11 protein-coding genes are annotated in these 10,638 nt (G+C 61.7%); 5 read left to right on the forward strand and 6 right to left on the reverse strand.

What is annotated here, in order from left to right; all coding sequences use genetic code 11:
• Positions 1-160: 160 nt before the first annotated feature.
• A complete protein-coding gene (locus VF617_RS05280) occupies positions 161-631 on the reverse strand; it encodes an Hsp20 family protein (RefSeq protein WP_331013822.1) in 471 nt (156 codons plus the stop codon).
• Positions 632-864: 233 nt separating this feature from the next.
• Here VF617_RS05280 and VF617_RS05285 point away from each other — a divergent pair, with 233 nt between their 5' ends.
• Positions 865-3,321 carry a TonB-dependent receptor gene (locus VF617_RS05285; protein ID WP_331013823.1) on the forward strand — a complete coding sequence of 819 codons (2,457 nt, stop codon included), beginning with the start codon at positions 865-867 and terminating at the stop codon, positions 3,319-3,321.
• A 212-nt stretch (positions 3,322-3,533) separates the two neighbouring features.
• Here VF617_RS05285 and VF617_RS05290 read toward each other — a convergent pair whose 3' ends face one another.
• Entirely contained in the window at positions 3,534-3,941 is a 408-nt protein-coding gene (locus VF617_RS05290; protein WP_331013824.1) for a response regulator, read from the reverse strand.
• A complete protein-coding gene (locus VF617_RS05295; RefSeq protein WP_331013825.1) occupies positions 3,938-4,345 on the reverse strand; it encodes a response regulator in 408 nt (135 codons plus the stop codon). The genes VF617_RS05290 and VF617_RS05295 overlap by 4 nt, the downstream gene beginning before the upstream one ends.
• A 499-nt stretch (positions 4,346-4,844) precedes the next feature.
• On the opposite strand from VF617_RS05295, the gene VF617_RS05300 reads away from it, so the two are divergent.
• Genes VF617_RS05300 through VF617_RS05315 form a run of 4 tightly spaced genes read left to right on the forward strand, consistent with a single transcriptional unit; the run spans position 4,845 to position 7,840 of the window.
• Positions 4,845-6,095 (forward strand): lipoprotein-releasing ABC transporter permease subunit, encoded by a 1,251-nt coding sequence (locus VF617_RS05300; RefSeq protein WP_331013826.1) that lies wholly within the window; start codon positions 4,845-4,847, stop codon positions 6,093-6,095.
• Entirely contained in the window at positions 6,088-6,792 is a 705-nt protein-coding gene (locus tag VF617_RS05305) for an ABC transporter ATP-binding protein (RefSeq protein WP_331013827.1), read from the forward strand. The genes VF617_RS05300 and VF617_RS05305 overlap by 8 nt, the downstream gene beginning before the upstream one ends.
• The gene (locus tag VF617_RS05310; protein ID WP_331013828.1) at positions 6,789-7,382 is read left to right on the forward strand and encodes a GNAT family protein; all 594 of its coding nucleotides are present in this window, start codon (positions 6,789-6,791) and stop codon (positions 7,380-7,382) included. The genes VF617_RS05305 and VF617_RS05310 overlap by 4 nt, the downstream gene beginning before the upstream one ends.
• Entirely contained in the window at positions 7,379-7,840 is a 462-nt protein-coding gene (locus VF617_RS05315) for a glutathione peroxidase (protein ID WP_331013829.1), read from the forward strand. The genes VF617_RS05310 and VF617_RS05315 overlap by 4 nt, the downstream gene beginning before the upstream one ends.
• A 55-nt stretch (positions 7,841-7,895) precedes the next feature.
• Here the strand turns inward: VF617_RS05315 and VF617_RS05320 are convergent, their stop codons facing one another.
• The 3 genes from VF617_RS05320 to VF617_RS05330 form a co-directional block, all read right to left on the reverse strand.
• A complete protein-coding gene (locus VF617_RS05320; RefSeq protein WP_331013830.1) occupies positions 7,896-8,162 on the reverse strand; it encodes a hypothetical protein in 267 nt (88 codons plus the stop codon).
• 72 nt (positions 8,163-8,234) lie between these two features.
• Positions 8,235-9,560, reverse strand: a complete 1,326-nt coding sequence (dinD, locus tag VF617_RS05325; protein WP_331013831.1) for a DNA damage-inducible protein D — start codon at positions 9,558-9,560, stop codon at positions 8,235-8,237.
• Between the two features lie 19 nt (positions 9,561-9,579).
• Positions 9,580-10,479 carry an IS1595 family transposase gene (locus VF617_RS05330; protein ID WP_331013832.1) on the reverse strand — a complete coding sequence of 300 codons (900 nt, stop codon included), beginning with the start codon at positions 10,477-10,479 and terminating at the stop codon, positions 9,580-9,582.
• Positions 10,480-10,638 lie beyond the last annotated feature (159 nt).

Here is a 10,638-nt window from a genome sequence, read left to right on the forward strand (position 1 = left end):
TTCCGTATTCATGCCAACGCTGGTCAAAACGAACCCCTCCGCCGTGAAAAACATTGATCGAGATCAAAGGTTCCATGCAAAGCAAAGGGCGCCCGGGCTTTCGTCCGGACGCCCCCCGCTGCGGCGTCAAAGGGGGGAAGACGCCGCTGGCCTTGCTTGATCAGGCGGCTTGGGCCTGGGCCTGGTGCGCGATCGCAGCGGGCTCTCCGCGGGCGTTCACCGCAATCTTCCTGGGCTTCATCGCCTCCGGAATCTCGCGCACCAATTCGACCACCAATAGGCCGTCGGACAGGTCGGCGCGCTCGACACGCACAAAGTCCGCGAGTTCGAAACGGCGCTCGAAGCTGCGCGTCGCGATGCCGAGATGCAGGTAGGCGCCCTGGTTGTTCTCATTCTCCTCACGCTTCTTCGCCGAGACGAGCAGCAGGTTCTGCTGCGCAGTCACGTCGATCTCATCGGGCTTGAAGCCCGCTACTGCCAGCGTGATCCGATAGCGATCGTCCGCGATGCGCTCGAGATTGAAGGGAGGATAGTTTTCCGCCGACTGGCGCGCACTTGTTTCGAGAAGATCGAAAAGCCGGTCGAAACCGATCGTCGAGCGGCGGAAGGGAGTGAAATCGAACTGACGCATTTTCAAAACCTCCATGTGAAGCGGATTGAATAAATGATCCGGCGCGCGGTCGTCCGCAGCGCCTGGCCGCAGCCCTATCGGCACCGCGGCAGGCGCAATCTGGTTACGGTTTTTTGCGGTTTCAAGGGCCCGAGACCGTCTGAAATTCGAACTACGCGCTCCCAAAGATTCGCTTGCTGGATAAAACATACTGAACAAGTGGAGATTAAGCGGGACATCGAAAAGGGGTTTCCATGCGGCTCGCCAAACTCACGCTATCCTTACTCGCCGGTATCTCGCCAATCCCGGCTTATGCGCAGGTCGCCCAGGAGCCGGTCTCTGCCGATCCGTCGGTCCCAGGCGATCAGGATCGCACCGTGGAGGACGTCCAGCGCAGCTCGGTCGCATCCGACATCGTCGTGACCGCGCGCCGCCGAGCGGAGCAGGTGCAGGACGTGCCGATCCCGATCTCCGTGGTGGGCGTGAAGGAACTGGACAGCACGGGCAGCTTCAACGTCCAGCGCCTTCAGCAGCTTCAGCCGACGCTGCAATTCTATTCCAGCAATCCGCGCAACTCATCCGTCAACATCCGCGGCATCGGCGCTCCGCTGGGCCTCACGAACGACGGCATCGACCAAGGTGTCGGTGTCTATATCGACCAGGTCTATTTCAGCCGCGTCGCGGTCGCCACGCTCGATTTCCTGGACGTCCAGCAAGTGGAGACTTTGCGCGGGCCGCAGGGCACGCTGTACGGCAAGAACACGGTGGCCGGGGCGATCAGCATCACCAGCAAGGCGCCGAGCTTCAATTTCGAGGGACGCGCCGAGCTCAGCTATGGCAATCTGGAATTCAAGCAGGCCAAGGCATCGGTTTCCGGGCCGCTGAGCGACACCGTGGCGGTGCGTCTGGGCGCGTCATCGACGTCGCGCCGCGGCACGGCCTATAACACGAGCAGCCGCACCTATGTGAATGCCCAGGACAATATGGGCTTGCGCGGCGCGCTGCTGTGGAACGCCAGCGACGCGCTGGCGCTCACGCTTTCAGCGGACTGGAACCGGCAGAATCCGGAATGCTGCGCGCAGATCTATGTGCGCTACGGCCCGACCCAGCGCGCCGCGAACCGCCAATATCCGGCGCTGACAGCGGCATTCAACTATGCGCCGCCGAGCACCAATGCCTTTGACCGCCTCACCGACCTGGACGCGGAGCTCAACGCGCTGAGCGAATTGGGCGGCGCATCGCTGCGCGCCGAACTCGATACCGGATCGGGCAAGCTCACCTCGGTAACGGCATGGCGCTTCTGGGATTGGGGCCCCGCGAACGACCGCGACTTCATCGGATTGCCGATCACGACCAAGTCGAACAACCCCACCGAACAGACCCAATTCACCCAGGAATTCCGCTACGCGGGCGAGGGCAACGGCTTCGACTATGTGCTGGGCCTGTTCGGCTTCTACCAGGATATCCACACCACCGGGGTTCAACAGCAAGGTTCGGCCGCGAGCCGCTGGCTGCTCAATCCCACGAGCACGCTCTCCAACGACCCGAGCGTGCTCAACGGCCTGACGGCTAACAACGACATCCGCCTCAAGAATTTCAGCGGTGCGCTGTTCGGGAAGTTCAACTGGGATTTGACCGACAAGTTCACGATATCGCCCGGCCTGCGTGTCAATTACGACGACAAGGTAGGCAGCTACGTCAGCGTGGTCACCGATGGGCAGGGTGTGCTCGTGCCCTATTCGGGGGGAACCGCGCGGCAGGCGGCGCAGCGCGAGGCAATCCAGCCCCAGGCGTTCACCGACGAAGCCTATCGAGCCTGGAACCTCTCTTACGATCTGACGCTGTCGTACAAGCCTTCGCGCGATCTCCTGCTCTACGCAACCTATGCGCACACCTTCAAATCAGGCGGGCTCAACCTGAACGGCGTTCCCGTGGTCAACGGAGCTGTCCAGACCGATCTTGCCCAAGTCGATCCCGAAAAGGTGGATCATTTCGAGCTCGGGCTGAAGTCGCAATTCTGGGACCGCAAGGCGACGTTCAACGTCACCGGCTATTGGACGAGCATCAAGGACTATCAGGCCGTCGTGAACAACGGCGCGAACTCCACGCTGCGCGGCTATCTCGCCAATGCGGGCGAAGTGCGCGTGCGCGGCGTGGAGGCGGACTTCTCGCTGCGGCCCACCAGCCGGCTCAGCCTGTACGTCAACGGCGCCTATACCGATCACGAATATGTCGAGTTCACCAATGCGCCATGCCCGCCCGAACGCGCGGGCGGCACCGCCGCGCCGATCGGCAGCGCCGGCGGGACGCCGGGCGTGCCCGGCCAGTTCAGCCCGGTCGTCTGCGACATCTCCGGCCAGTGGCTGCCGGGCGTCTCGAACTGGGCGTTCTCATATGGCGCTGAGTACAACTTGCCCGCGAAGGCCTTCGGCCTGGACGGTGAATTCTACCTGGCGGGCGACGCCAATTCGCGCTCCAAATACTCGTCGAATGCCTCGCGCTCGATGTATACCGATATCGAAGGCTACACGCTCGCCAATTTCCGCCTCGGCTTCCGAACCCAGGATTTCAACATCTTCGGCTGGGTGCGAAACGCGCTGGACGAGCAGTATTTCGACCTGCTCGCGACCACGCCGGGCAATACCGGCCTCATCTCCGGCCAGCCCGGCGATCCGCGAACCTACGGACTGACGGTCAGCAAGGCATTCTGACCTGGCGGACGCTTAGCTTCCCACTTTTCACGCCAATCGTGAAACAAAACTGCGCGGAAGGTTAGTAAAAGGTGAGGCCAAGAACGACTTCTCGTGGTTGAACCGGATCACCCTGTCAGGAGCGGTCGGGAGTCCCGACCGGCCCAGCCAAGCAGGCGAAATCCTACATTGCAATAGGGGCCTTGGCGGAAAGCGAGCAACCGCGCGTCCGCCTACATCCGGTGCCGCTTCGCTCTCAGCTGGTTGATGTAATCGACGACGGCGCCCGGTTCGTAAGGCCGCGCCAAGTGTGGACCGCTCTCACACAGTTCCGCCGCCGTCTGGACGACACCTTCCATGCTCCCGGCCATTCTCACCTCGAGCTCCGGCCTGCGCTGGCGAACCCAGCTAGCCAGCCCGAAGGCGTTTTCAGTACCGACGGCGGCGGCGTCGCACAGGATGACATCTATCGATAAAGCGGGCTCCTGAAGGGCCAGCAGTGCCTCGTCGGTATTTGCCGCTTCCACTACCGAGTATCCGCAATGGCGCAGATAATCCGCGATGGCGTGCCGGGAGATAATGTCGCCGTCGACGATCAGGATGGATGCGGCAATGCGTTGGGAGGTCTCATTTTCGGTCATCGACGCGCCTTCAGTCGGTCCTCGATCAGCTTGATGGCCTGCGAGAAGGTATAAGGCTTGGGCAGAAAGGCCGTGGGCGCGTCGAACGCCGTGTCGCGCTGCAGGTGGCCCGACGTCATGATCACCGGCATTTCCGGAAAGCCCTGCTGTACCGCCGCCAGCAGCCCCAGGCCATCGATCGGACCTGGCATGCGCACGTCGCTGAAAATCAGGTCGACGCGAATACCCGAATGGAGGGCTGCAAGCGCCTCTTCGGCATCCACTGCCTCGATCACGTGAAAATCCGCCGTCCGCAGCTCTTCGCTGATGAGCATCCGGACCAGAAACTCGTCTTCCACGACAAGGACGGACGCCCTGCCTGCGGGTGACACCACTTGTGGCGGTGGCGTTGGACTGGTCTTCATGTGTTCCCGCTTCCACGACTCAAACCGCTAGGGGCCCCCACAGTTCCTGGACAAGCTTACAGGGCCGCGATCGTCGCGCTCCCGGTTCAGCGCCATCGTCCCCGCCAGTCGAAAGCTTTGGCCACGGGCTGTGTGAAAATGGATGGAAATCGGCGGGGCCCGAAACGCCAAACGGCCGGACTGTTTCCAGCCCGGCCGCCTGCGTGACGATTGCGCGTCAGCCCCCTTTGTCAGGCTTCGCCCACGCGCCCGTTCTTGCCAACGAGCGGGACTAGGCCCTCCCCGAACCACGGCCATTGCTGCCTGCGTTTCGATAACGGGGTTGCTACGTGCGGTCGCTCGCTTTGTCACCGGTTTTGGAAGGAGTTGCGATACTTTGGTGTCACCCTGTGTCGATTCCGCAACAACCCCAACCGCAGTGGGGATTAGCGCACGGATTGCCAGCCGGAGCGAACCTGCCCTAGAGGCGGGCGATGCACAGGGCGCCTCCGGAGAAGCAATGCTGATCTCGCGATACGAGCGGATGATCGCGCGCCGCTACCTGCTGCCGGGGCGCAGCGAGGCGTTCATCGCAGTCGTCGCGGGGTTCAGCCTGGTCGCGGTGATGCTCGGGGTGGCCGCTTTGATCGTCGTGATGAGCGTGATGAACGGTTTCCGCGCCGAACTGTTCGACAAGATCACCGGGCTGAACGGCCATGCCGTGGTCCAGGGCTATGGCGGCCAGCTTCGCGACTGGCGGCAAGTGGTGGCGGACGCCAAGGCCACGCCCGGCGTGACCGACGCGACGCCGCTGATCGAGCAGCCTCTGTTCGCCAGCTTCAACGGTCGCGTGGAATTCGCCCAGGTCCGGGGCATGCGAATCGAGGATATTCGAGCCAATCCCGCGCTCAAGGGCAAGGAAGTGCTGGGCTCGCTCGCCAGCCTTCAATCCGGTGGCGAGCAGGTCGCGATCGGCAGCCGCCTGGCTGAATCGCTTGGCGCGACGATCGGCAGCAGTATTTCCATCATCAATCCATCGGGCGCAACCACGCCCTTCGGCACGATGTTTCGCACCGTGCAGTATAAGGTGGCGGCGATCTTCGAAGTCGGGGTCTATGATTTCGACAAGATTTTCGTGATCATGCCGCTGGAGGACGCGCAGACCCTGCTGCTGCTCGGCGACGGCGTGAGCATGGTCGAGATCGACACAAAAGATGCGGACAAGGTGGGGCCGATCCTTGCGCCCCTGGTCGACAAGGTGGGCAGCAAGGGCCAGATCACCGATTGGCGGATGATGAACCGCGAGCTTTTCGAAGCGCTGTCGGTGGATCGGATCGTATCGTTCACGATCCTCTCGATCATCCTGGTGGTGGCATCGTTCAACATCGTCTCGTCGCTGATCATGCTGGTGCGATCCAAGACGCGCGACATCGCGGTGTTGCGCACGATGGGCGCGTCGCGCGCTGCCCTGATGCGGATATTCATCACCGTCGGCACCGCGATCGGCGCGGTGGGCGTGGCGGCGGGGGGGGTGCTCGGCTTCCTGTTCATCACCTTCCGCGCGCAGGTTGTGCAGTTCATCGGGCTGGTGACGGGGCAGGAAATCTGGAACCCGCAAATGCGCTTCCTGACGGAGCTTCCCGCCAGGACCGATCCGTTCGAGACGATCGGCATCTGCGTGATGGCGCTCTTGTTCTGCTTCCTCGCCACGCTGTATCCAGCCTGGAAGGCCGCGAGCACCGATCCGGTGCAGGTGTTGCGTTATGAATAGCGTCGAGGGACGCGCCGTGAACGGCGCTGGGCCAGTCCTCCAGACGCGCGGGCTCAAGCGGAGCTTCGTCCAGGGCGAAGTGACGATCGAAGTGCTGCGCGGAGTCGATCTGGACGTGCGGCCCGGCGAGATCGTGGCGTTGCTCGGTCCCTCGGGGTCAGGCAAATCGACATTGCTCCAGGCGGTGGGGTTGCTTGAGGGGGGCTTCGAGGGGTCGATCCGCATAGCCGACAAGGAAGCCGCGCAACTCGACAATGCCGGGCGCACCGAGGTCCGCCGCGACAGCCTGGGCTTCATCTATCAATTCCATCACCTGCTGCCCGATTTCAACGCGATCGAGAATGTCGTGCTGCCCCAGATGATCCACGGCGCCAGCCGCGCGGAGGCCGATCGCCGGGCCGAGCATCTGCTGACCACGCTGGGCCTGGGCGGCCGCCTCACGCACCGGCCGAACCAGCTTTCAGGCGGCGAGCAGCAGCGCGTAGCGGTGGCCCGCGCACTGGCGAACCGGCCTGCGCTGGTGCTCGCCGACGAGCCCACCGGCAATCTGGACGAGGCGACGGCGGACAAGGTGTTCGCCGAGTTCCTGAACCTGGTGCGCGGCGAAGGCTCGGCCGCGCTGATCGCCACGCACAATGAGCGCCTGGCCGAGCGAATGGACCGGGTGATGCGGTTGCATGAGGGCGTGCTGGAGTGAGCGGCTGGACGGAGACGCCGACTCTCGCAGGCCGACACGTCACGCTCAGGCCCATGATTCGCGACCACCGCAGGGCTCTTCTCGAAATATTCGACCAGCTGCGCGATCAATTCACCACTGTGCCCGACGCGGCTTCGTTCGATGCCTGGCATGATCGAATCGAGTTCGACGCCCAGGCGGGCAGGGCGATGCCGTTCACCGTGCTCGACCGCGAGGGCCGCATCTCAGGCGTTACGCGATTCATGCGGATGGCGAAGGCGCATCGCCGGGTGGAGATTGGAGGAACGCTCTATGCCCCGCGCGTTCAGCGCACGGGGCTCAATACCGAGGCGAAGCGGATGCTGCTCGGGCATGCTTTCGAAGTGCTGGGCGTCAATGTCGTGCAGATCCGCACCGATTTCCTCAACCACGCCTCGCGCCGCGCGATCGAGCGGCTGGGCGCGCGGCTGGATGGGGTGCTGCGGGGGCATCTGATCATCGGCGAGCATCTGCGCGACAGTGTGGTCTATTCGATCCTGGCGCACGAATGGCCCGGCGTGCGGCGCAATCTCGATGCGCTGATGGCGAAATATGATGGAGACGGCGCATGAAAGTCACCGATATTCCCGTCACGGGTCGCGACCTTTCCGAGCATGCCGGCCAGGTGCTGCTGATCGTCAACACCGCCTCCAAATGCGGATTCACTCCGCAATATGAAGGGCTCGAGGCGCTCTACCGCAAATATAAGGACCGCAGCTTCGCGGTACTTGCCTTTCCCTGCAACCAATTCGGCGCGCAGGAGCCGGGCGACGCCGCCGAGATCGCCCATTTCTGCTCGCTCACTTATGACGTGACCTTTCCGGTCTTTCCCAAGATCGAAGTGAACGGCCCGCACGCCGCCCCTTTGTTCGAGCATCTCAAGGCGGAGGCGCCGGGCGTGCTGGGATTGAAGGGGATCAAGTGGAACTTCACCAAGTTCCTGGTCGATCGCTCGGGAAAAACCGTAGAGCGCTATGCGCCCACCACCAGGCCCGAGGCGATCGAGGGCGATATCGAGAAGTTGCTTTAAGAGATCGGCTCCCCTCCCTGGAAGGGACCTATATACGTGTCTGACCCAGTGATGGTCACTGGTGTTTGAAAACCCAGCTTCGATCTTTGCCCGGCTCTCCATTGAATAGATACTGGATGTCGTCGATTTCGCCGTTTGGCCAAAGGACGAGTTCGCGATCATTGATGAAGTTAATCTCGATGGCATCGCCAGTGACCGGCGCGTCCCATACTAGCGTCAGCTTGTCGCCGGGCTCTAATTCAAAGCATTGTGGCCAAGGTTCCACCGATATGTAGATCGGCCCATCCTTATCGTTGCCGAACGTCTGCTGCATCTTCGCCATGGTCGAGATGTGATCCTGCGCCGCCCATAAGACAACCCGCGAAAAGTCCTGCGGGCAAGGCCGGACTCCGGGTCAATTCTTGAAATACTCGCGGACGAAGTCGAGGCCCTTGCGGGTGATCTTGAAGCCGCCCGGTACGTCCTGCGCGTAGCCCTGATAGATGAAGTTCGTTTTGGTAGTTTTGTGCGACTTGAGGTTGCGCACGATCTGCGAGAATTTCGAGTCCTTTCGGCTCGCGTTCACCGCCGTGTGATCTTCGGACAGGTGGATGTAGGAAGGCATCTCGGCAATCATGTCTGCGGTACTGATCTCGCCATTCGGACGCACGGACATGATCAACAGAGCGTATTTCCAAAGGTCCGCCCTCAAATCGATTTCGACCGGATCAGACGCCTTAGGCTGCGGTGGTAACTGGGCGGCGCGTTCCTGCGGTGTTGCGTGGCGTAGGCGCTGCTGCTTGCGCTCTAGCGTGGCGATTTTCTTTACGTCCTCAGCAACGGGCAGGTTTTCCGGCATAATCCCGCTCAACTCGCTCATGGTCTGCCGCACTTTAGCGCCCACCTCGTAGTGGGCATCGCAGGCCGCCTCGCTTCCGCGAATACCTTTGCTCCGCAACCGCTCCTCTGTCTGTGTGATGCGAAACAGGTTCGCAGCGAGTTCCGTGCTGCCCATGTGGTCAAGAATTTGGGCCTTATCCGGCAGTTTTTTATAGGTCCGAATTTCGTCCATATTCCGGCCCCCGTAGAGGCCCTGATACCCACGGTTATAGAACTTACCGAACTGAGTGTTTTGGACTCCCGCACCCTTTGCGGCCTTCGCCAGCAGCTTGTTCTGCTCAACGACTTGATTGCGAAGGTAGAGGCGCTTCTGATTTTCGGACAGGGCGTCGAAATCGATGCCCTGCTCGTCCGCTAGTTCCTGCCGGCGGGTCTGAATGGCAAAATAGTTTTGGGCGAAGCTGATCGGGCGCTTTCGCGGATCGCCATTCTGGGCGATCAGGTAGCACGCGTAGCGATCCAGGTGGATGTTATCGACCTCGCGCTTTCCGCCTTTCCCGATCTCGATCATGTCGGTGACGTCAACAAAATGATCGTTCGGATCGAGGCGCATCTGGCGGCAGGCGGTTTTCGCCTTCTCTACGATGGCAACAAAGTTGCGATAGTCCGCATAGCCGAGCAGCGGTGCGAGCTCGCGCGCCACCCAAAACTGGTTGCCGGTTTCCGTTTCACGAGCGGCGTCCTCGAAAGCCTTTAATAGGGTATCGATAGTCTCTTCCGGCAGGTCGGCCGCGACGAGGCTTGTAACCTCTCTGGGGTCGGTCTGCGCCACGCGCTTCATGGCCTCCTCAAAGTCGAAATCGAGAATAACGGGCTCTTCGATTTTCCGCTTGTCGTTCATGCGATCAGTTCCTTGTAGGTCAGGCGACCCGATCAAGTAGCAAGTTCACCCGATCCCCCTCTCCGATGCCGCGAAGGTTGAAGCGCCAAGTAACCTCGGCAACGTACCGGTTGAGGTGCTTGGGGGTGACGAAGTGATGGATGCCGATGATCTGGCGCTTGAGCAGCGACCAGAAGCCTTCAATGCCGTTCGTGTGGACGCCGTTTACACTGTACTCGCCAGCGCTGTGACGCACGACGCCATGATTGAAGGTGCGGCCAAGGTGGCGATAGCCGCTGTGTTCATCGGTCGAAACAAGGGTCGCGGTGGGCGCGACGAACTCGTGAACGAAGCGATCAAGGGTGCTGGTGTCGGTCCGGCGGATCACGGTCGCCACGGCCTTTCCGCCGCGCTGTAGGGCGCCAATAACAGCGGTCTTGCCATGGGTGCCGGGACCGTTCTTCGGGTCGCCCTTGTGGCGGTTCGCAGCCTTGCCGCCCACGTAGGTTTCATCGACCTCGACTTCGCCTTCCAACGGCGCGTTGAACGACTGAGTGCGAGCCGCATAACGGATGCGGTGGAGCATGAACCAAGCGGTTTTCTGAGTGACGCCAAGGTCCTTAGCAAGCTGAGTGCTGGCGATGCCCTTCTTGTGCGAGGTGATCAGGTAAACCGCGAGCATCCACTGGCGCAGACCGATCTTGCTGTCCTCGAAGATCGTGCCGACCTTGATCGAAAAGCGCTTCCGGCAATCGCCGCACTTGTGGGTGCGACGGTCGCTGAAGTGATAGACCTTCGTGCTACCGCAGGTCGGGCAAAACGCCCCGTTCGCCCAACGGATCGCAGTGAAATGATCAATCGCGGCCTGCTCGTCGGGAAGTGCCGACATCATCTGGAGGAGCGAGTCGAACTGCTGCTTCTTAGGGGCGATCTTTTCCATGCCCCCTTCTGACACTCAAATCAGATTGGGTCAAGCAAGTATATAGATCCCTCCCTGGAAGGGAGGGGCTGGGGGTGGGTGGCGTCCGGGCGATACGGATAAACTATCGCTTTCGGCCCAGTACCGCGAGCACTCGACCCACCCCTAACCCCTCCCTTC

It is taken from the genome of Sphingomonas sp. (assembly GCF_036388215.1).
Lineage (GTDB): Bacteria > Pseudomonadota > Alphaproteobacteria > Sphingomonadales > Sphingomonadaceae > Sphingomonas.